This window comes from Imhoffiella purpurea (genome assembly GCF_000585215.1).
GTDB lineage: Bacteria > Pseudomonadota > Gammaproteobacteria > Chromatiales > Chromatiaceae > Imhoffiella > Imhoffiella purpurea.
The window spans coordinates 24,929-44,510 of record NZ_AONC01000038.1; the positions used below are offsets into that span (position 1 = coordinate 24,929).

A 19,582-nucleotide genomic window follows, 5' to 3' on the forward strand; every position below is an offset into this window, starting at 1 on the left:
GCCGATGGCCTCTGGAGACCATCGGCGGCTTGCGGGCCATTCATGGCCCGGACGGGAAACGCCGGCGATCGGCGTTTCCCGAGGTCCGATTTATTCGGGCTTGGACATGGGGGTCAGGGACTGGGCCGTCTTGGCGATGCTCGCACGCTCGGCATCCGGCAGCGCGATCAGGCCCTTGTCGGCCAAATAGCCCTCGGGGCCCCACGCCTTCTCGCTGGTGAACTCGGCGACATACTCCTCGATGCCGGGGATGGTGCCGACATGGGCGTTCTTCACGTAGAAGTAGAGCGAGCGCGAGATGGGATAGGAGCCATCGGAGATGGTGTCGTAGGTGGGCTCGATGCCTTCGATCTTGGATCCCTGGACCTTGTCGGTGTTCTGGTCGAGGAAGCTGAAGCCGAAGATGCCCAGGGCCGAGGGATTGGAGGCGAGCTTCTGGACGATGAGGTTGTCGTTCTCGCCGGCCTCGATGTAGGCGCCGTCCTCACGGATGCCGTGGCAGACCGCCTTGTACTTGCTCTTGTCTTCCTTCTTCAGGGCCTTGATCTGGGGGAAGGTCTTGCAGCCGCCCTCCATCGCCAGCTCGGCAAAGGCGTCGCGGGTACCGGATGTCGGGGGCGGACCCAGCACCTCGATCTTGTTCTCGGGGAAATCGGGGTTCACGTCGTGCCAGGTCTGGTTCGGGTTGGGCATGAAGCCGCCCTTGCCGTCCGGGATGTCCTTGGCCAGGGCCAGGAAGAGTTCCCTCAGGGTCAGGTCGTAACGCCCGGCCGTCTTGGAGTTGGCGACGGAGATGCCATCGAAGCCGACCTTGACCTCTGTGATCTCCTTGACGCCGGCCTCCTGGCACTTGTCGAACTCGGAGCCCTTCATGCGGCGCGAGGCGTTGGTGATGTCCGGATGATCGACGCCGACACCGGCGCAGAAAAGCTTGAACCCGCCGCCGGAACCGGTTGACTCGACCTTGGGGGTGGCGAAGCTCGTGGTGCGACCGAAGGTCTCGGCCACCGCGGTGGAGAAGGGGAACACGGTCGAGGAGCCGACGATGTAGATGCTGTCGCGAGCCATCGCCTGCGTCGAAACGGAAGCGGCCGCCAGCGTCACGGCGGCGGCGATCAATGTCTTCTTCATAGCTGCGGAATCCCGGTGGGCAGTGAAATGGTGGCGATATTCTCCGCGTTGCCCATGCCCATTTTATGAAGAAGACATGACCGTTCCGTGACGACCAGCCGTCCGGACGCCCGTTCCGAGCGATAGAGATCAATTCGACTTGAGCTGTCCGAGCAGACGCAATAGACGCAGGCTCGCGTTGAAGAAATCCTCGCTCGGATCGTTCTGGCAGATCGACTGGATGCGCGACATGGCCGCATCGATCTGGGCGCCTTCCAATACGTCGTGCCGGGTCGCCAGATTCAGACCGCTGACCAGCCCGGCCAGCCACTGGCGATAGCGGAGATATTCCTCGTCGGCCAATTCCAGCGGGGTATCGCGCCGCGGCACCACGGCCAGGAAGTTCGTGCAGGACTTGACCCCGTACCCCCAGAGCGCGGGGGCCGTTTCCTCCCGCTGGGCCCATGCCGGCTGAGCGCCGAGCGCGGCCGCGATCAACCCGACGGAGAGGATGATACGAATCGAATTCGATCGATGGAGCATGTCACCAATCCTATATGAGGATGCGAATGAAGAGCCGCTAAGGGTATCATCGCCGGATTTTTCGGTTGCGGATCTATCCAGCCATGCGCGTCCTGATGATCTCGGATGTCTATTTCCCTCGCGTCACCGGCGTCTCCACATCGATACAGACCTTCGCACGCGAGTTCGTCGCCAAGGGACACGAGGTCACGCTCATCGCGCCGGACTACGGCAGCAGCACGCCCGACCCCTTCGAAATCCTGCGGATTCCCTCGCGCTACCTCCCGATCGATCCGGAGGATCGCATCCTGCAGCCGTTCCGGATCCGGGGTCTGACCCGATCGCTCGCCGAGCGCGGGTTCGATCTGCTCCACGTCCAGACCCCTTTCATCGCCCACTATTCCGGGTTGGCGCTCGCCAAGCGGCTGGGAATCCCGGTCGTCGAGAGCTATCACACCTTCTTCGAGGAATATTTCCACCACTACGTCTCCTTCGTTCCCTCGCGTTGGCTGCAGCGCGCGGCACGCTTTTTCTCGACCGCGCAATGCAACGCGGTGGACGCCCTCGCCGTGCCGTCCCAGGCGATGCTGGACGTGCTCGTCCGTTACGGCGTCGAGACCCACGCCAAGGTCATCCCGACCGGCATCGACCTGACCCAGTTCAGCCGGGGCGACGGTTCGCGATTCCGGGCCCGCTTCGGCATCCCGCCGAAACGCCCGATGCTGGTCCATGTCAGCCGGCTGGCGTTCGAGAAGAACATCGACTTCGTCCTGCGCGCCTTCGCGCGGGTCGTGCAGCAGGTTCCGGACGTGCTGCTGGCGATCGCCGGAGAAGGCCCGGCCCGGCCCGAACTCGACAGGCTGGCCGTCAAGCTGGGACTGACGGACAACATCCTCTTCACCGGCTATCTGAGCCGGGACGGATCGCTGGAGGACTGCTATTGCGCCGGCTCGGCCTTCGTCTTCGCCTCGCGGACCGAGACCCAGGGCCTGGTGCTGCTGGAGGCGATGGCGCTCGGCGTGCCGGTCGTCTCGACCGCGGTCATGGGCACCAAGGAGGTGCTGGGCGACGGCAAGGGTTCGCTCATCGCCGAGGAGGACGAGGTGGATTTCGCCGACAAGGCGGTCAGCCTGCTGACCGACCAGGCGCTTCGCGATCGGCTGTCGGTGGAGGCGGTCGAGCATGCACGCTCATGGTCAGCACCCGTATTGGCCGACCGGATGCTGGGGCTCTACGAGGAAGTGATCTCCAGCAGGCAGCGGAGCTGACTCGGGATATTTGAACCGCAAAGGCGCAAAGGACGCGAAGATCGATATTGAGAGCGCCTGCGCGGCCCTGCCCTCTCGGAAACATGCTGAAAGGGGCTGGACGGGACGATCGGGACTCAGGCGAATTCGTCGATCAGGGTGCCGATCATGCCATCCGCCGCGGCCACGACCTTGGTCGATGACTCGGCCAGACGCACGTTCTGGGTCTGCTCGACCAGCGGCGCGCTGACGTCGCGGGTGGCGGTTCCGTTCATTTGCGCGCTGCTCGCGATCTCGGCGGCGTTGCGGCTCACGCCGTTCATACCGGCCGCGATGCCTGAGAGGCCCGATTGGAATGCGCTCGAAATCATCACGATGGTCACCTCGAAGAAGGCTTGATTCTGTCTCACACTTTAGCGTAAAGCCCTGACCGCCGATAACGGCGACCGCCATTCCGCGAACCCCGTCACGCCCCCTCCGCCGAGCGGCCAGCCGCCCGCGCGGCGAGCGCACGCGCGGTCTCGTCGCCCAGATAGCCGTGGATGAGATAGCGCCCGAGATAGATGACGGGGGTCAGGGCGATGGCGACCACGAACTTGTAGAGATAGTTGACGGTGCCGACCGCCAGGAAGAGCTCCATCGACCATTTCTGCGGCCCAAGGACGAAGGCGATATAGAGGACGACGAAGCTGTCGATGAGCTGCGAGACCAGGGTCGATCCGGTCGCACGTGCCCAGACGTAACGCTCGCCGGTGACGCGCCGGATGCGGTGGAAGACGAAGACGTCGAGCAGCTGGCCGATGAGGAAGGCGATGACGGATCCGGCGATGATCCACATTCCCTGACCGAAGATCACGCCATAGGCGGCCTGCATGTCCGGCACGCCCTTGGATGCCTGGATGCCCACCCACCAGCCGGCCGGCGACAGCCCGATGGCCAGATAGGCGAAGCCGAAGGCGTAGACGATGAGTCCGACGGTCAGATAGGAGAGGAAACGGACGCCGCGACGGCCGTAATACTCGTTGATGATGTCCGTCATGATGAACACCACCGGCCACAGCAGCACGCCAGCGGTGAAGTTCAGCGAGCCGGACTGACCGAACAGATTCCAGTCGAGCGGCGCGAGCCCCAGGGTATCCTCCAGGGCGAAGATCTTGACGCCGAGGAACTCGGCGATCAGGGCGTTGCAGACGAAGAATCCGCCGAGGATCACGAAAAGCCTGGTCGGCCGATCGAGCGTCATGGTCACCCCCTGTAGCTTTCGGCCTTCAACGACCGGCTGCCGGCCAACCGCCGACAGCGCGATGCCGATGCGACGTCAGGACTTGGGCAGCGTCACCCCGCGCTGGCCCTGGTATTTGCCGCCGCGGTCCTTGTAGGAGGTCTCGCAGATCTCGTCCGATTCGAGGAAGAGGATCTGGGCCACCCCCTCGTTGGCGTAGATCTTGGCCGGCAGCGGCGTGGTGTTGGAGAACTCCAGGGTGACGTGTCCCTCCCACTCGGGCTCCAGGGGCGTCACGTTGACGATGATGCCGCAGCGCGCATAGGTGCTCTTGCCCAGACAGATGGTGAGGACGTTGCGCGGGATACGGAAGTATTCGACCGTGCGGGCGAGCGCGAACGAGTTGGGGGGGATGATGCAGACGTCCGACTTGAGGTCGACGAAGCTGTTGGAGTCGAAGTTCTTGGGATCGACGATCGCCGAGTTGATGTTGGTAAAGATCTTGAATTCGTCGGCGCAGCGCACGTCGTAGCCGTAGCTCGATGTCCCGTACGAGATCAGACGCCCTGCATCCCCCTCGCGCACCTGAGCGGCCTCGAAGGGTTCGATCATGCCCTGTCCGGCCATACGGCGGATCCAGCGGTCGGATTTGATGGCCATTGTCCAGCCTCACGCAAAAATAACGCGCGAGCATACAACGCGCCCGGGCCGACCGCAAAATCGCGCCGCCGGCCCGAACCCCGCCCACCGGTCAGGAGGAGCGAATCCCGACCGACCGGCGAGTACCGAGGCGGGAAACCTCAGTTGTTCTCGATGACGATGCGGGGGAACTTGGCGGCGTAGTCCTTGGCCTGCAGCGACAGCTTGGCAGCGGTCTTGCGGGCGATCTCGCGGTAGATCTCGGTGATGCGCGAATCCGGCTGGGCGACCACGGTCGGCTTGCCGTTGTCGGTCTCCTCGCGGATCTGGATGTCCAGCGGCAGAGAGCCGAGCAGATCGACCCCGTACTGCTCGGACATGGCCGTGCCGCCGCCCTGACCGAAGATGTGCTCCTCGTGTCCGCACTTGGAGCAGATGTGGATGCTCATGTTCTCGACGATGCCGAGCACCGGCACCTCCACCTTCTGGAACATCTTGAGCCCCTTGCGGGCGTCGAGCAGCGCGATGTCCTGGGGCGTGGTGACGATGAGCGCGCCCGAGACCGGCACCTTCTGGGCCAGGGTCAGCTGGGTGTCGCCGGTGCCCGGCGGCAGGTCGATGACCAGATAGTCGAGGTCGGACCAGTTGGTGTCCTTGAGCAGCTGCTCCAGGGCCTGGGTCACCATGGGACCGCGCCAAATCATGGGGGTCTCCTCGTCGATGAGGAACCCGATCGACATGGCCTGGAGATCGTAGCTACTCATGGGCTCGAGCGTGCTGCCGTCCTTGGATTCTGGCTTGCCGTCGATGCCCAGCATGCGCGGCTGCGAGGGGCCGTAGATGTCCGCGTCCAGCAGACCCACGCGCGCACCCTCGGCCGCGAGCGCCAGAGCCAGATTGACGGCGGTGGTCGACTTGCCGACGCCGCCCTTGCCTGAGGCCACGGCGATGATGTTCTTGACGTTGTCGATCGGCTTGAGCGATTTCTGCACCGAGTGGGCCTTGATCTCCCAGCTCACATCGACCTGGGCCGAGCCGACGCCGGACACGCCCATGACGCAGTCCTTCACCGCATCGGCGATGGCCTGCTGGATGCCCTTGGCCGGGAAGCCCAGCTCGACCGCGACCCGGACCGCATCGCCCTCGATATCGATCGACTTGACCGCGTGCGCCGCGACCAGATCGCGCCCCAGATGGGGCTCCTTGTAGCCCTTGATCGCCGCTTCGACGGCTTCTTTGCTGATGACAGACATGTAGGGAAACTCCGTTGACTGTGATGGCGTTCGGCCAGGCCGGGAGACGCCGCTGGCATGGACTTGCGCTGCGGATCCCGACCGATGCGCGGCATCGCCAGGTCGTCGCTAGCTTGGCATTAGCGAATGCTAATTCAACCCCAATGCCTCTACTCTATCACGCAAAACCAACCCGCCAGCCAGGAAATCGGGCCGGGCGAAATCGGCGATCGCGCGACGTGCGGGGTCCGCATCCTCAGGTCCACGCCCAAAGGATTAATGGGCACTAAAACGCTAAGGATAATCCAAGTCAAAATCCCCAAACCAGTGGGGCGAGCCCGATGGTGATGCTCGCCACCAGCAGGTTGAGCGGGATCCCGACCCTGAAATAGTCGGAGAAGCGGTAACCCCCGGGGCCATAGACCATGAGATTGGTCTGGTAGCCGATGGGTGTCGAGAAGCTCGCCGAGGCCGCCATCATGATGGCGACGGCGAAGGGCATGAACTGGACCCCCAGGGCCTGCGAGGTCGAGAGTGCGATCGGGAACATGAGCACCGCCGCGGCGTTGTTGGTGACGAGCTCGGTGAAGAGCATGGTCACCAGATAGACGACGGCCAGGGTGATCCAAGGATCGTCCTGGGCGAGCTGGACCAGATCCTCGGCGATGAAGCCGGCAGCCCCGCTGACCTCCAAGGCCCGCCCCAACCCGAATGAGGCGGCGATGGCGATCAGGACCTTCCAGTCGACCGCGGCACGCGCCGCCTGGGCGTTGATGCAGCGGGTCGCCAGCATGAGACCGGCCGCCAGCATGGAGGCCTGCAGCATGGGCAACCAGCCGAGCGTGACCACCGCGACCATGGAGACGAGGATGAGAACCGCCATCAGCGCACGGTTCTGACGCAGCGGATGCGAGTCCGGGATCCGGCTGACCAGGAAGAAGTCCCGCGAGTTGTGCTGGCGCTCGACGAACCCGGGATCGGCCTCCATCAGCAAGGTGTCCCCCGCGCGCAGCACGATGTCGCCGATCTTGCCGCGCAGGCGCTCGCCGTTGCGCCCCACGGCGATCACGGCGGCCTCGTAGCGTCCGCGAAAGCGTCCCTCGCGGATGCTCCTTCCGACCAGGGGACAACTGTCCGAGACCACGGCCTCGACCAGATAGCGATCGGGGCGGGGAACGTCGAGCTTGAAGACCTGATCGCTCGCCGGCACCAAACCGCGAAAGCGCTGCAGATCCACGACAGAGTCCACCACGCCGACGAAGACCAGCCGATCCTGGGCCTGGAGCCGCTGGTGGGGCGCGATCGCCGGCAGGATCTCGCCGTCGCGCTCCAGCTCGAGCAGATAGACGCCCGGCAGATGACGCAGACCGGCCTGTTCGATGGTCCGCCCGGCCAGCGGGCTGCCGGGCTCGACCAGCATCTCGACCGTATACTCGCGCGGGTCGTCGAGGTCGCTCATCACCGGACGGCGGTCGGGCAGCAGCCAGCGGCCGCCGACCAGCAGATAGAGCATGCCCGCCAGGGCGCAGGGCAGCCCGACCCAGGCGATCTCGAACATGCCCAGGGTCGGCAGACCGCCGTGCGCGCCCATCATGCCGTTGACGACCAGGTTGGTACTGGTCCCGATCAGGGTGCAGGTCCCGCCCAGGATCGAGGCGTAGCTCAGCGGGATCAGCAGCTTGGAGAGCGGCAGACGGTTACGGCGCGCCCAGTCGTTGACCGCCGGCAGGAACATGGCGACGACCGGCGTGTTGTTGAGAAAGGCACTCATGCCCATTACCGGCGACATGAGCCGCAGCTGGGCATGGGCCAGACCGCGCGGGCGTCCGAGCACGCCCTGCACCAGCCAGCCGATCGCCCCCGTCTCGCGCAGACCGGCGGCGACCACGTAGAGCACGGCGACCGTCACCATGCCCTGGTTGGAGAGCCCCTGCAGGGCCTCGGCCGGCGTCAGCACCCCGGCGAGCAGCAGCAGGGTCACGCCCCCGACCAGAACCAGATCGGCGGGCCATTTGGTGAGTGCCAACGCGGCGATCGCGCTGGCGACGACCGTCACCGACAGCCAGGCATCCCATGTCATATCCGTTCCTCGATCGATCCAGCGTGTCGATCGGCCAGCCTCCGTCGCACCATCGCCCCAGGCTTGCCGCTCGTGAGATACTTGGCCAATTTGATCGAGAGCATCCGAGCATTTCAATGACCCAGCCCCGCGACATCCTCATCACCAGCGCACTGCCCTACGCCAACGGCCCCATCCACATCGGTCATCTGGTCGAATACATCCAGACGGACATCTGGGCGCGCTTTCAGAAGATGCGCGGTCACAACTGCTGGTACGTCTGCGCCGACGACGCCCACGGCACCCCCATCATGCTGCGCGCCCGCCAGGAGGGCATCGCGCCCGAGGATCTGATCGCGCGCGTCTCCGAGGAGCATCAGGCCGACTTCGCCGCCTTCCGGGTCGGCTTCGACAACTATCACTCGACCCACTCGACCGAGAACCAGCACTACTCGGCCCTCATCTACGAGCGCAATCGCGACGCCGGGCACATCGCCAAGCGGACCATCACCCAGGCCTACGACCCGGTCGAGCAGATGTTCCTGCCGGACCGCTTCATCAAGGGCGAGTGCCCCAAGTGCGGCGCGCCCGACCAGTACGGCGACAACTGCGAGGTCTGCGGCGCCAGCTACTCCCCGGCCGATCTCAAGAACCCACGCTCGGCGGTCTCGGGCGCCGTGCCCGAACAGCGCGAGTCGGACCACTACTTCTTCAGGCTGGGCGACTTCGAGGAGATGCTCAAGGGCTGGACCCGCGGCGGCGGTCTGCAGAAGGAGGTCGCCAACAAGCTCGACGAATGGTTCGAGGCCGGACTCCAGGAGTGGGACATCTCGCGCGACGCGCCCTATTTCGGCTTCGAGATCCCGGACCACCCGGGCAAGTTCTTCTACGTCTGGCTCGACGCCCCGATCGGCTACATGGCCAGCTTCCAGAACCTCTGCGACAAGACCGAGGGTCTGGACTTCGACCGCTTTTGGGACAAGGATTCCAACGCCGAGCTGTACCACTTCATCGGCAAGGACATCATCTATTTCCATGCCCTCTTCTTCCCGGCCATGCTCCACGGGGCCGGATTCCGCACCCCGAGCGCCATCTTCGCTCACGGCTTCCTCACGGTCGACGGCCAGAAGATGTCCAAGTCGCGCGGCACCTTCATCAAGGCCCGCACCTATCTGGACCACCTGAATCCCGAATATCTGCGCTACTACTTCGCGGCCAAGCTGGGCTCGGGCGTCGACGACATCGACCTCAACCTGGAGGACTTCGCGGCGCGGGTGAACGCCGACCTGGTCGGCAAGGTGGTCAACATCGCCAGCCGCTGTGCCGGGTTCATCGGCAAGCGCTTCGAGGGGCGTCTGTCCGCGAGCCTGTCCGAGCCCCAGCTGTTCGCCGACTTCGTCGCCGCCGGCGAATCCATCGCCGCCGCCTACGAGCGACGCGAGTTCAGCCGCGCGGTGCGCGAAATCATGGCCCTGGCCGACCGCGCCAACCAGTACATCGACGAGAAGGCCCCCTGGGTGGTCGCCAAGCAGGAGGGACGCGACGCCGAGCTGCAGGACATCTGCTCCATGGGCATCAACCTCTTCCGCGTCCTGATCGGCTATCTGCGCCCCATCCTGCCGGGCACGGCCGCCGATTCGGAGGCATTCCTGCGCATCGAGCCGCTCGCCTGGGATACGCTGGCCGAACCGCTCCTGGGCCATGAGATCGCCCCCTTCAAGCCGCTCATGACCCGCATCGATCCCAAGCAGATCGAGGCCATGCTGGAGGCGTCCAAGGAGGACCTGAGCGCGGCGGCCGGCACGCCCGCCGCCACGTCGGAGCCCAACCCGCACCTGACCCGCGACCCCATCGCCGAAGTGGTCGACTACGAGACCTTCGCCAAGACCGACCTGCGGGTGGCACTCATCCGCGAGGCCAAACAGGTCGAGGGCGCCGACAAGCTGCTTCAGCTGACCCTGGACCTGGGCGGCGAGACCCGCAACGTCTTCGCCGGCATCCGCGCGGCCTACGACCCCAAGGAGCTGGAAGGGCGCCTGACCGTCATGGTCGCCAACCTGGCCCCGCGCAAGATGCGCTTCGGCGTCTCCGAGGGCATGGTCCTGGCCGCGGGCCCCGGCGGCAAGGACATCTTCATCCTGAACCCGGATTCGGGCGCCGAGCCGGGCATGAAGATCAAGTAGGCCCGCCGAATCGCGCCGTCCTGCCCGTCCGGACGGCGCCGCCTTCCCGATCTGCCGCTAGACTCAGTCCAATACGCCACCGGGAGGCCCCTGATGTCGACTCAGCCCAAGCCCTATTACAGCTTCGAGGACTATCTCGCCGCCGAGCGAGACTGCATCGACGAGAAGCACGAATATGTCGCCGGTCAGGTCTTCGCCATGACCGGGGCGACCTACAACCACAACGTCATCACGACCAATCTCGTCCGAGAATTTTCGAATCGGCTCAAATCGCGTCCCTGCGTCGCATTGTCCAACGACATGCGCCTGCGCATCGAGACGGCGGACGCCTGCACCTACCCCGACGTCCTCGTGCTCTGCGACGACCCTGCCTTCCACGATAGACGCAAGGACGTGCTGACCAACGCCACGCTGGTCGCCGAGGTCCTGTCGCCGTCCACCGAGGGCTACGACCGCGGCGACAAGTTCGCCATCTATCGCGGTCTGCCGAGCCTGCGCCAATATGTCCTCATCTCACAGGATCGACCGAGAGCCGACGTCTTCACCCGCCAGGCGGACGGCCGCTGGCTGCTGGACGCCCACGACGATCCGGAATCGATCCTGTCTCTGGAGTCGATCGACTGCGCTATCCGGTTGGGGGATATCTACGACAAGGTCCGTTTCGAAACGGATGAAGACTGAGATCCCACCGCATTGGTCGGCGAGCGGAGACAGAACCGACGAGTGCGGTGACTGAGGGTACGTTCCCGATAACCCTAATGAATCTCGGTTGTAGCCATGGGACTCAGGGCTTATCCTTTGCTGTTCAGAGCCGTTCGCCTCTACTTGGTCCATTGGTGAACGCACCAGACATTCAACAGCGCCCTCCGCACGCATCCTTGTGTCCGCATGACTGAATACGCACTCATCCTGATCGGCACGGTGCTGGTCAACAATTTCGTGCTGGTCAAGTTTCTCGGACTCTGCCCCTTCATGGGCGTCTCCAAGAAGCTGGAGACCGCCATCGGAATGGGGCTCGCGACGACCTTCGTCATGACCCTGTCCTCCGTCATCACCTGGGTGGTCGAACAGTATCTGCTCGAGCCACTGGGCATCGGCTATCTGCGCACCATCGCCTTCATCCTGGTGATCGCCTCGGTGGTCCAGTTCACCGAGACCGTCATGCACAAGACCAGCCCGGTGCTCTATCAGCTGCTGGGCATCTTCCTGCCGCTGATCACGACCAACTGCGCCGTGCTCGGCGTCGCCCTGCTGAACCAGCAGTCGCAGCACACACTGGTCGAATCGGCGCTCTACGGCTTCGGCGCCGCCATCGGCTTCTCGCTGGTGCTGACCCTGTTCGCCGGGATCCGCGAGCGCGTGACCGTCGCCGACGTACCCGAACCCTTCCAGGGCAGCGCCATCGCCCTCATCACCGCCGGACTCATGTCGCTCGCCTTCATGGGATTCGCCGGACTGGTCGCGAGCTGAGGGCGGACACCATGCTGATCGCGATCCTCTCCATCGCCGCACTCGCCGCCGTCTTCGGGGGGCTGCTCGGCTATTCGGCCATCCGCTTCCATGTCGAGGGCGATCCCATCGCCGACCAGATCGACGCGCTGCTGCCGCAGACCCAGTGCGGACAGTGCGGATACCCGGGCTGCCGGCCCTATGCCGAGGCGGTCGCGTGCGGCGACGAGGACATCAACAAATGCATCCCCGGCGGCGAGGCCACCATCCTGGCGATGGCCGACCTGCTCGGACGCGAGCCGGCCGGCATGGAGGCCGAGGAGAAGCCGCCCGCGGTCGCCGTCATCGACCCCAATCGCTGCATCGGCTGCACCCTCTGTCTGCAGAACTGCCCGGTGGACGCCATCGTCGGCGCAGCCAAACAGCTACACGGGGTGCTCTCGAAGGAATGCACCGGCTGCGAGCTCTGCCTGCCCCCCTGTCCGGTGAACTGCATCAGCATGGTTCCCATCGCCGAGGAGATCTCGGGCTGGCGCTGGCCCTATCCGAACAACCCCTCCAGAGACGCCGCCACTGCCGTCACCGAGCGCTCGGCAGCCTGACGCGAGGATCACCGATTGGCCGTCGCACAAGCATCCATTACGGACCGCCGCCTGTGGACCTTCCACGGCGGCATCCACATCCCGGACGAGAAGGCGCTGTCGAACGCGGCGGCGATCGAATCGATCGCCCTGCCCCGGCGGCTCCTGGTCCCGCTCCAGCAGCATATCGGAGCGCCGGCTCGCCTGATCGCCACCGTCGGCGAGCAGGTCCTGAAGGCACAGATGATCGCCGAGCCGACCGGACTGGTCAGCTCGCCCATCCACGCACCCAGCTCGGGCACGCTCGTCGCCGTCGAGAATCATCCGGTCCCCCATCCCTCGGGCCTCACGGCCCCCTGCGCCGTCATCGAGACCGACGGCAGCGACAGCTGGGCCGAGCTGCCGCCGCCGCTCACGGACTATCCGCAGCTCGATCCCGAGCGCATCCGCGAGCGCATCCGCTGGGCCGGGGTGGTCGGCATGGGCGGCGCCTCCTTCCCGACCAGCGTCAAGCTGAGCCCGGGCACGGAGCGCCAGATCCACACGCTCATCATCAACGGCGCCGAGTGCGAGCCCTATATCAGCTGCGACGACCGCCTCATGCGCGAGCGGGCGGGACACGTCCTCGAGGGGGTGCGCATCATGCACCACCTGCTCGAGGTCAAACAGGTGCTGATCGGGATCGAGGACAACAAGCCCGAGGCGATCGAGGCGATGCGGCTCGCGCTGACCGAGACCGACATGCGGGCCTACACCGAGATCGTCCCCATTCCGACGCTCTATCCGAGCGGCGGCGAGAAGCAGCTGATCCGCATCCTCACCGGCAAGGAGGTCCCCACCAAGGGCATTCCGGCCCAGGTCGGCATCGTCTGCCAGAACGTGGGCACGGCCGCCGCGGTCGCGGACGCGGTGCTGGAAGGGCGGCCGCTCGTCTCGCGCGTCGTCACCGTGACCGGGCGCGCCATCGCCAACCCGCGCAACCTGCAGGTCCCGATAGGGACGCCGGCCGAGGACCTGATCGCGCACTGCGGCGGCTATCGCGAAACGCCCGCCAGATTGATCTGCGGCGGCCCCATGATGGGCTTCACCCTCCGAACCGCCGCCACCCCGGTGACCAAGGCCGCCAACTGCATCCTGGCGCTCACGGCGGAGGAGTCCCCGGACCCGGGTCCGGCGCTCGCCTGCATCCGTTGCGGACGCTGCGCCCAGGCCTGTCCCGCCAGCCTGCTGCCGCAGCAGATGTACTGGTATGCCCGCGCCAAGGATCTGGACCGGATACAGGACTACAACCTCTTCGACTGCATCGAATGCGGCTGCTGCGCCCAGGTCTGCCCCAGCCATATTCCGCTGGTGCAGTACTATCGCTTCGCCAAGACCGAGATCTGGTCGCGCGAGCAGGAGAAACGCAAGTCCGAACAGGCGCGTGCCCGGCATGCCGCCAAGCAGGCCCGGCTGGAACGCCAGGAGCAGGAGCGCCAGGCCAAGCTGCGCAAGCAGAAGGAGGCGATGGCCGCCAAGGCGCCCGCGGATCCGGACAAGGTCGGCCAGCAGAAGGCCGCGATCGAGGCCGCGAAGCAGCGCGTGGCCGCCAAGCGGGCCGCCGCGACGGACGAGCCATCCTAATGGCGCGGCCCACCTTCAGCCGCCTGCGCCCAGCGCCGAGATGCCATCCCGCCATACGGATTTTCCGCTGAGATCATGAAGACATTCATCGCCTCCTCCCCCCATGTCGCGCGCGTGAACCGGGTCGACCGGATCATGTTGCAGGTCCTGCTGGCCCTGATCCCGGGCGTCCTCGCCATGACCTGGTATTTCGGCTGGGGACTGCTGATCAACATGGGGCTCGCGATCGTCTTCGCCCTGCTCGCCGAAAGCGCCGTGCTGCTGGCGCGCGGCCGCTCGCCGCTGCCGGCCATCGGCGACCTGAGCGCCGTGGTGACCGCGGTGCTCTTCGCCATCTCGGTGCCGCCCATCCTGCCCTGGTGGCTGACGCTGCTGGGCATCCTCTTCGCGATCGTGCTGGTCAAGCAGCTCTACGGCGGCATGGGCTACAACCCCTTCAATCCCGCGATGGCCGCCTATGTCTTCCTGCTGGTCTCCTATCCGGTCGCCATGACCAACTGGCTGACGCCGTCCATGCTGGCCGAGCACCATCTGTCGTTCATGGAGTCGCTGCGCATCATCCTGGATGGCAGCCTGCCTCAGGGTCTGACCTGGGACGCGATCACCTCGGCCACCCCGCTCGACGAAATGCGCGGCAAATTGGATCAGAACCTCACTCTCGACCAGATCCGACAGAGCCCGCTTTGGGGCAACTTCGGCGGACGCGGCTGGGAATGGATCGCCGCCTGGTTCCTGCTCGGCGGCCTCTATCTCCTGTGGCGGCGCATCATCACCTGGCACATCCCGGTCTCGATGCTCGCCAGCCTCCTGGTCTGCGCCACCCTCTTCTGGACCCTGGATCCACAGACCCATCCCTTCCCGGCCTTCCACCTGTTCAGCGGCGCGGCTATCCTGGGCGCCTTCTTCATCGCGACGGACCCGGTGACGGCCAGCACGACCCAAAGAGGACAGATCATCTTCGGGGCCACCATCGGCGTGCTCGTCTATGTGATCCGAACCTGGGGCGGCTACCCGGACGCGGTCGCGTTCGCGGTCCTGCTGATGAACATCGCCGCCCCCATGATCGATCACTACACCCAACCGCGCGTCTTCGGGCATGGGGGAAAAGGCATATGAAGACCAAGACCATTCTGCTCGCCGGAACCGTGCTCGGGGCCTTCGCGACCAGCGGCGTCGCCCTGGTCGCCGTCACCCACGCGATGGTCGACCAGCGCATCGCCGACAACCAGTATCAGGCCATGCAGCGCAAGCTCGCGGCCATCCTGCCCGAGGGGGCCTCGGACAACGATCCGCTGCGCGACTACATCCAGGTCGAGGCACGCGAGTTGCTCGGCACCGATGCCACCCAGGTCTACCGCGTCCGCCATGGCGACGATCCGGTCGCCGTGGTGCTCGAGCCCGTGGTGCCCGACGGCTACGCGGGCCCCATCCGGCTCCTGGTCTCGGTGATGCACGACGGCACGCTCGGCGGCGTGCGCGTCATCTCGCATCACGAAACGCCCGGCCTGGGCGACAAGATCGAGGAGGCCAAGTCGGACTGGGTCTATGAGTTCAAGGGCAAATCGCTGACCGATCCGCCGCCCGAGAAATGGGCGGTCAAGCGCGACGGCGGCGAGTTCGACCAGTTCACGGGCGCCACCATCACGCCGAGATCCGTGGTGAACGCGGTCAAGAACACCCTGATCTATGTCCAAAACCAAGGTGACCGTCTGTTCGAACCGGCCTCCGAGGCCGCGGAACAACCCGCTGGAGACAAGGACCGATGAAGGCGACGAAAGGCTATGCCGGAATCTTCGGGGAAGGGCTCTGGAGCAACAACCAGATGCTCGTCGGTCTGCTCGGGCTCTGCCCTCTGCTGGCCACCACCACCTCCGCCACCAACGGACTGGGCATGGGACTGGCGACGACCGCCGTGCTGGTTTGCTCGAACGCGACCGTCTCGCTGGTGCGCAACCTGGTTCGGCCCGAGATCCGCATCCCGGTCTTCGTCCTGGTGATCGCCTCCTTCGTCACCCTGGTCGAGCTCGTCATGCAGGCCTTCTTCTACGAGATGTATCTGGTGCTGGGTCTCTTCATCTCGCTGATCGTGGTCAACTGCATGATCATCGGGCGCGCCGAGGCATTCGCCTCCAAGCACAGCGTCGACCGGGCGCTGGTCGACGGGCTCGCGGTCGGGCTCGGTGCGACCCTGGTCCTGACCTCGCTCGGCGCGCTGCGCGAACTGGTCGGACAGGGCACCCTCTTCAACCAGGCCGAGCTGCTGCTGGGCGAGGCGGGCAGACATCTGACGTTCCACCTCGGAGACGACTACCAGGGTGCGCTCATCGCCATCCTGCCACCCGGGGCCTTTATCGGACTGGGCCTCATGATCGCCCTCAAGAACCTGATCGACAAAGCGGTCAAGCGTCTCTCGGCCGCCCGTCGCGCCAAACCCGTTCAAGCGGCCACCCAGCCACCCGAGCCCGCGGCCGGCTGATCGGTGGCCAGCGGCGAGACCGCGATGACTGGCGGCTGGCAGCTCTAGCACGCCAGCCGCTCGATCGTCTCGCGCAGATCCTGCGGCCGAACCGGCTTGACCAGGAAGGCATCCATCCCTGCCTCGAGACAGTTACGTTTCGCCTCCTCGGAGGCGCTCGCGGTCAAAGCGACGATCGGCAGTCGCCGGCCCGCGCTCAGGTCGCGGTAGCGCCCGGCGAACCCGACCCCGTCCAGCTTAGGCATGTGCAGATCGACGATGGCCAGCCGATAGACGCCGGTCAATGCCGCCCTCAGGGCGGTTTCGCCGTCGCTGAACCGGTCGCATTCCACACCCATGCGCTCGAGAAAGGCCAGGAGGACCTTGGCGGCGAGATCCGTATCCTCGGCGACCAGAACCCGGATGGATCGCTCGGAACGGATGGGCGTCAGGGCCGAGGCCGGCTCGCACTCGCGCCTCGGCGGCCCGGCCGGCTCATGCCCCATGAGCTCGCGGACGCGCCCCAGGAGATCGTCTGGCAGGAAGGGCTTGTTCAGATAGGACAAAGCCCGACCGCGCGGCAGCGGACGCCGCCCCGGATAGGTCAGAAGCAGAATCGGCGGCACGCCCCCCAGAATCCGTCGGGCGGATTCGAGAGCGGCCTCGAAATCGCGCCCGGCCGGATGGTCGCCGATCAGGAGCAGATCCGGCGGATTCGGATCCGATTCGATCCGCTCCGACTCGCTCGGGCAGGAGACCGAACAGCCGGCCGAGCTCAACGCCTCGACGATGACCTCGCGCTGAAGCGGATTGGGTTCGTCCACCAGTACATGCACGCCTCCGAGCCCCAGCCTGGTGCCGGAATCCGGATCCGACAGGACCGGATCCAGCAATGGCAGGCGAACCAGGAACCGGCTCCCCAAACCCTCACGGCTCTCGACCTGGATCGAGCCGCCCATCAGGCGCGCGAGATTGCGCGAGATGGTCGTACCCAGACCGGTGCCGCCAAAGCGGCGCGTGGTCGAATCGCCGATCTGGCGAAAACCCTCGAACAGAATCTCGAGCTTGTCTGCCGGAATGCCGATCCCCGTATCCTCGACCTCGAACAAGAGGTGTGCCGCATCCACACCGGCCTCCGGCGGTCTCAGGTCCAGTGTCAGCGCGACATGCCCCTCTGGCGTGAACTTGAGCGCGTTGCCCACCAGATTGAAGAGAATCTGCCGAACCCGCAGCGGATCGCCGACAACCTGTCGCGGAACCGAGTCGCCCACCCGGCAGATCAGATCGAGACCGGCCTCCAGCGCCTTGCTCTCGATCACGCCGCAGACCTCACGCATCGGATCGCGCGGGTCGAAGCGAAGGGTTTCGAGCTCGAGCCTGCCGGCCTCGATCTTGGACAGATCCAGGACGTCGCCGATCAGCATCGAGAGCGAATTGGCCGCGGCGTCGATATCCCGCACATAGTCGCGCTGCTCCTCGTCGAGCCGGGAGGTCTTCAAGAGTTCCACCATCCCGACCAGTCCGGCCAGCGGTGTGCGCAGTTCGTGGGTCATGACGGCCAGGAAATCCCCCTTGGCCCGGTTGGCCCGTTCGGCCTGATCGCGGGCGACCTGTACACGGCGCAGCAGTCCGCCCAGATAGAGCGGCAACAGGATCAGGAGCAGCAGAAAGAAGCTCGCCTCGAAGGGATGATGGCGCCATTCGTCGAGCTGGATCAGGACGAAGACGTAGGCGACGACCGCGACCAGGGTGGCGAGGTACAGATGCCCCCGGCCGTAGCGCGTCCCCGCCGAGATGAAGATGAGGATGTAGAGCAGATAGAAGGGACTGATGGCGTCGCGGATGATGAGGATCGCGAGGCTGACGACGACCACGTCCAGGGACAGCGACAGATAGCGCCTCAGACGCCACACCGGGCGATACATGACACTGACCAGCAATCCGCAGCTCGTCAGCAGATAGACACCGAAGACCCAGAGATAGAGCGGGATGTCGACCTGATAGTAATGCATCCGGATCCCGGCCCCGATATAGGCGGATCCCAGAACGCAGGTCGCCAGCCTCACCAGGGCGGACTGCAGCTCGGGATTGCCGCTCAGCTCGCGCGGGATTCCGAGCCATCGGACGAGCCATCCATCGGCACCCTCGACGGGCATTCAGGGTTCCCTCCCCAAGGTGCGAAACGACGCGGCAGCCGGGGTTCGGCGCGCGGCGTTCGTGATATATTAGGCCATCATTGGAATCTAATGATACACAAAACGAAAAACAGAATAGCAAGAGAACGGGGAGAAATCATGTCCAAGAAGCACCCAGTCGTGGCCGTCACCGGATCGTCCGGAGCCGGCACCACCACGGTCAAGCGCGCCTTCGAGCACATCTTCTACCGCGACGGCATCAGCGCCGCCGTCATCGAGGGCGACAGCTTCCATCGTTTCGATCGCGTGTCCATGAAGGCCGAGATGGCCAAGGCCGCCGAGCACGGCACAAGCCTCAGCCATTTCGGCCCCGAGGCCAACCGTTTCGACCTGCTCGAGGAGCTGTTCCGCGACTATGGCGAGACCGGCATGGGCAATAAACGTTACTACATCCACAGCGACGAGGAGGCCGACGCGCACAACGCCCGTCTCGGCACCGACCTCGCGCCCGGTCAGTTCACCCCCTGGGAGGACCTTCCCGAAGGCACCGATCTGCTCTTCTACGAGGGCCTTCACGGTCTGGCGGTCACCGAGGAGGACAATGTCGCCCAGCATGTGGATCTGGGCGTCGGCGTGGTGCCCATCGTCAACCTGGAGTGGATCCAGAAGATCCATCGCGACAACCTGGAGCGCGGCTATTCGGCCGAGGCGATCGTGGACACCATCCTGCGCCGCATGCCCGACTACATCCGCTACATCACGCCCCAGTTCTCGCTCACCGATATCAATTTCCAGCGGGTTCCCACGGTCGACACCTCGAACCCCTTCATCGCCCGCGACATCCCGACACCGGACGAGAGCTTCGTCATCATCCGCTTCAAGGATCCGGAAAAGCTGGAGGTCGACTTCCCCTATCTGCTGTCCATGATCCACGAATCATTCATGTCCCGGCGCAACAGCATGGTGGTTCCGGGCGGCAAGATGGGGATGGCCATGGAGATCATCCTCCAGCCGATCATCGAGCGCATGATGGAGGCGCGCAAGGTCTAGGGCCTCTCCCGAGGGACGGCCGGGGACCGATCGCCCCGGCCGGCACCCGCCGGATCCAGACACCCGGCCGGCGGG

The 19,582-nt window shown here is 65.3% G+C and carries 18 protein-coding genes; 10 read left to right on the forward strand and 8 right to left on the reverse strand.

Annotated features, from left to right (window positions below; all coding sequences use genetic code 11):
• Positions 1 to 90: 90 nt before the first annotated feature.
• Both D779_RS12760 and D779_RS12765 read right to left on the reverse strand, forming a co-directional pair.
• Positions 91 to 1,131, reverse strand: a complete 1,041-nt coding sequence (locus D779_RS12760; protein WP_043754608.1) for a PstS family phosphate ABC transporter substrate-binding protein — start codon at positions 1,129 to 1,131, stop codon at positions 91 to 93.
• A gap of 129 nt (positions 1,132 to 1,260) precedes the next feature.
• The gene (locus tag D779_RS12765; RefSeq protein ID WP_043754610.1) at positions 1,261 to 1,653 is read right to left on the reverse strand and encodes a hypothetical protein; all 393 of its coding nucleotides are present in this window, start codon (positions 1,651 to 1,653) and stop codon (positions 1,261 to 1,263) included.
• 83 nt (positions 1,654 to 1,736) lie between these two features.
• Here D779_RS12765 and D779_RS12770 point away from each other — a divergent pair, with 83 nt between their 5' ends.
• Positions 1,737 to 2,900 carry a glycosyltransferase gene (locus D779_RS12770; protein ID WP_043754612.1) on the forward strand — a complete coding sequence of 388 codons (1,164 nt, stop codon included), beginning with the start codon at positions 1,737 to 1,739 and terminating at the stop codon, positions 2,898 to 2,900.
• 116 nt (positions 2,901 to 3,016) lie between these two features.
• Here D779_RS12770 and D779_RS12775 read toward each other — a convergent pair whose 3' ends face one another.
• From D779_RS12775 to D779_RS12795, 5 genes are all read right to left on the reverse strand, one after another.
• Complete coding sequence (locus tag D779_RS12775) at positions 3,017 to 3,250, reverse strand: hypothetical protein (RefSeq protein WP_094300789.1); 234 nt, start codon at positions 3,248 to 3,250, stop codon at positions 3,017 to 3,019.
• A gap of 95 nt (positions 3,251 to 3,345) precedes the next feature.
• Positions 3,346 to 4,122 carry a queuosine precursor transporter gene (locus D779_RS12780; RefSeq protein WP_043754613.1) on the reverse strand — a complete coding sequence of 259 codons (777 nt, stop codon included), beginning with the start codon at positions 4,120 to 4,122 and terminating at the stop codon, positions 3,346 to 3,348.
• 75 nt (positions 4,123 to 4,197) lie between these two features.
• A complete protein-coding gene (gene dcd, locus D779_RS12785) occupies positions 4,198 to 4,761 on the reverse strand; it encodes a dCTP deaminase (RefSeq protein WP_043754614.1) in 564 nt (187 codons plus the stop codon).
• 140 nt (positions 4,762 to 4,901) lie between these two features.
• Positions 4,902 to 5,993: an iron-sulfur cluster carrier protein ApbC gene (apbC, locus tag D779_RS12790; protein WP_043754616.1), complete on the reverse strand. Its 1,092-nt coding sequence runs from the start codon at positions 5,991 to 5,993 to the stop codon at positions 4,902 to 4,904.
• Between the two features lie 289 nt (positions 5,994 to 6,282).
• A complete protein-coding gene (locus tag D779_RS12795; RefSeq protein WP_043754617.1) occupies positions 6,283 to 8,052 on the reverse strand; it encodes an SLC13 family permease in 1,770 nt (589 codons plus the stop codon).
• Between the two features lie 116 nt (positions 8,053 to 8,168).
• On the opposite strand from D779_RS12795, the gene metG reads away from it, so the two are divergent.
• From metG to D779_RS12835, 8 genes are all read left to right on the forward strand, one after another.
• A complete protein-coding gene (gene metG, locus D779_RS12800) occupies positions 8,169 to 10,214 on the forward strand; it encodes a methionine--tRNA ligase (RefSeq protein ID WP_043754618.1) in 2,046 nt (681 codons plus the stop codon).
• Positions 10,215 to 10,307: 93 nt separating this feature from the next.
• Complete coding sequence (locus tag D779_RS12805) at positions 10,308 to 10,895, forward strand: Uma2 family endonuclease (RefSeq protein WP_043754619.1); 588 nt, start codon at positions 10,308 to 10,310, stop codon at positions 10,893 to 10,895.
• Positions 10,896 to 11,102: 207 nt separating this feature from the next.
• On the forward strand, positions 11,103 to 11,684 hold the full coding sequence (rsxA, locus tag D779_RS12810) for an electron transport complex subunit RsxA (RefSeq protein ID WP_043754620.1): 582 nt from the start codon (positions 11,103 to 11,105) through the stop codon (positions 11,682 to 11,684).
• Between the two features lie 11 nt (positions 11,685 to 11,695).
• Complete coding sequence (gene rsxB, locus D779_RS12815) at positions 11,696 to 12,265, forward strand: electron transport complex subunit RsxB (protein WP_043754622.1); 570 nt, start codon at positions 11,696 to 11,698, stop codon at positions 12,263 to 12,265.
• 15 nt (positions 12,266 to 12,280) lie between these two features.
• Positions 12,281 to 13,867 carry an electron transport complex subunit RsxC gene (gene rsxC, locus D779_RS12820; protein ID WP_043754625.1) on the forward strand — a complete coding sequence of 529 codons (1,587 nt, stop codon included), beginning with the start codon at positions 12,281 to 12,283 and terminating at the stop codon, positions 13,865 to 13,867.
• 75 nt (positions 13,868 to 13,942) lie between these two features.
• Positions 13,943 to 14,983 (forward strand): electron transport complex subunit RsxD, encoded by a 1,041-nt coding sequence (gene rsxD / locus D779_RS12825; RefSeq protein ID WP_043754627.1) that lies wholly within the window; start codon positions 13,943 to 13,945, stop codon positions 14,981 to 14,983.
• Positions 14,980 to 15,633 (forward strand): electron transport complex subunit RsxG, encoded by a 654-nt coding sequence (gene rsxG / locus D779_RS12830; RefSeq protein ID WP_043754629.1) that lies wholly within the window; start codon positions 14,980 to 14,982, stop codon positions 15,631 to 15,633. Before rsxD ends, rsxG begins: the two co-directional genes overlap by 4 nt.
• Complete coding sequence (locus D779_RS12835; RefSeq protein WP_043754631.1) at positions 15,630 to 16,343, forward strand: electron transport complex subunit E; 714 nt, start codon at positions 15,630 to 15,632, stop codon at positions 16,341 to 16,343. Before rsxG ends, D779_RS12835 begins: the two co-directional genes overlap by 4 nt.
• 44 nt (positions 16,344 to 16,387) lie before the next feature.
• On the opposite strand, the gene D779_RS12840 is transcribed toward D779_RS12835, so the two are convergent.
• Positions 16,388 to 18,478 (reverse strand): ATP-binding protein, encoded by a 2,091-nt coding sequence (locus D779_RS12840; RefSeq protein WP_043754633.1) that lies wholly within the window; start codon positions 18,476 to 18,478, stop codon positions 16,388 to 16,390.
• Between the two features lie 138 nt (positions 18,479 to 18,616).
• Between D779_RS12840 and D779_RS12845 the strand changes: the two genes are divergently transcribed.
• Positions 18,617 to 19,507 (forward strand): phosphoribulokinase, encoded by an 891-nt coding sequence (locus D779_RS12845; RefSeq protein WP_043754635.1) that lies wholly within the window; start codon positions 18,617 to 18,619, stop codon positions 19,505 to 19,507.
• Positions 19,508 to 19,582 lie beyond the last annotated feature (75 nt).

Excerpts from the sequence above, each read along its gene's own strand:
- D779_RS12760 (WP_043754608.1), bottom strand. The coding sequence starts at position 1,131 with ATGAAGAAGACATTGATCGCCGCCGCCGTGACGCTGGCGGCCGCTTCC.
- D779_RS12765 (WP_043754610.1), bottom strand. The coding sequence starts at position 1,653 with ATGCTCCATCGATCGAATTCGATTCGTATCATCCTCTCCGTCGGGTTG.
- D779_RS12770 (WP_043754612.1), top strand. The coding sequence starts at position 1,737 with ATGCGCGTCCTGATGATCTCGGATGTCTATTTCCCTCGCGTCACCGGC.
- D779_RS12775 (WP_094300789.1), bottom strand. The coding sequence starts at position 3,250 with ATGATTTCGAGCGCATTCCAATCGGGCCTCTCAGGCATCGCGGCCGGT.
- D779_RS12780 (WP_043754613.1), bottom strand. The coding sequence starts at position 4,122 with ATGACGCTCGATCGGCCGACCAGGCTTTTCGTGATCCTCGGCGGATTC.
- dcd (WP_043754614.1), bottom strand. The coding sequence starts at position 4,761 with ATGGCCATCAAATCCGACCGCTGGATCCGCCGTATGGCCGGACAGGGC.
- apbC (WP_043754616.1), bottom strand. The coding sequence starts at position 5,993 with ATGTCTGTCATCAGCAAAGAAGCCGTCGAAGCGGCGATCAAGGGCTAC.
- D779_RS12795 (WP_043754617.1), bottom strand. The coding sequence starts at position 8,052 with ATGACATGGGATGCCTGGCTGTCGGTGACGGTCGTCGCCAGCGCGATC.
- metG (WP_043754618.1), top strand. The coding sequence starts at position 8,169 with ATGACCCAGCCCCGCGACATCCTCATCACCAGCGCACTGCCCTACGCC.
- D779_RS12805 (WP_043754619.1), top strand. The coding sequence starts at position 10,308 with ATGTCGACTCAGCCCAAGCCCTATTACAGCTTCGAGGACTATCTCGCC.
- rsxA (WP_043754620.1), top strand. The coding sequence starts at position 11,103 with ATGACTGAATACGCACTCATCCTGATCGGCACGGTGCTGGTCAACAAT.
- rsxB (WP_043754622.1), top strand. The coding sequence starts at position 11,696 with ATGCTGATCGCGATCCTCTCCATCGCCGCACTCGCCGCCGTCTTCGGG.
- rsxD (WP_043754627.1), top strand. The coding sequence starts at position 13,943 with ATGAAGACATTCATCGCCTCCTCCCCCCATGTCGCGCGCGTGAACCGG.
- rsxG (WP_043754629.1), top strand. The coding sequence starts at position 14,980 with ATGAAGACCAAGACCATTCTGCTCGCCGGAACCGTGCTCGGGGCCTTC.
- D779_RS12835 (WP_043754631.1), top strand. The coding sequence starts at position 15,630 with ATGAAGGCGACGAAAGGCTATGCCGGAATCTTCGGGGAAGGGCTCTGG.
- D779_RS12840 (WP_043754633.1), bottom strand. The coding sequence starts at position 18,478 with ATGCCCGTCGAGGGTGCCGATGGATGGCTCGTCCGATGGCTCGGAATC.
- D779_RS12845 (WP_043754635.1), top strand. The coding sequence starts at position 18,617 with ATGTCCAAGAAGCACCCAGTCGTGGCCGTCACCGGATCGTCCGGAGCC.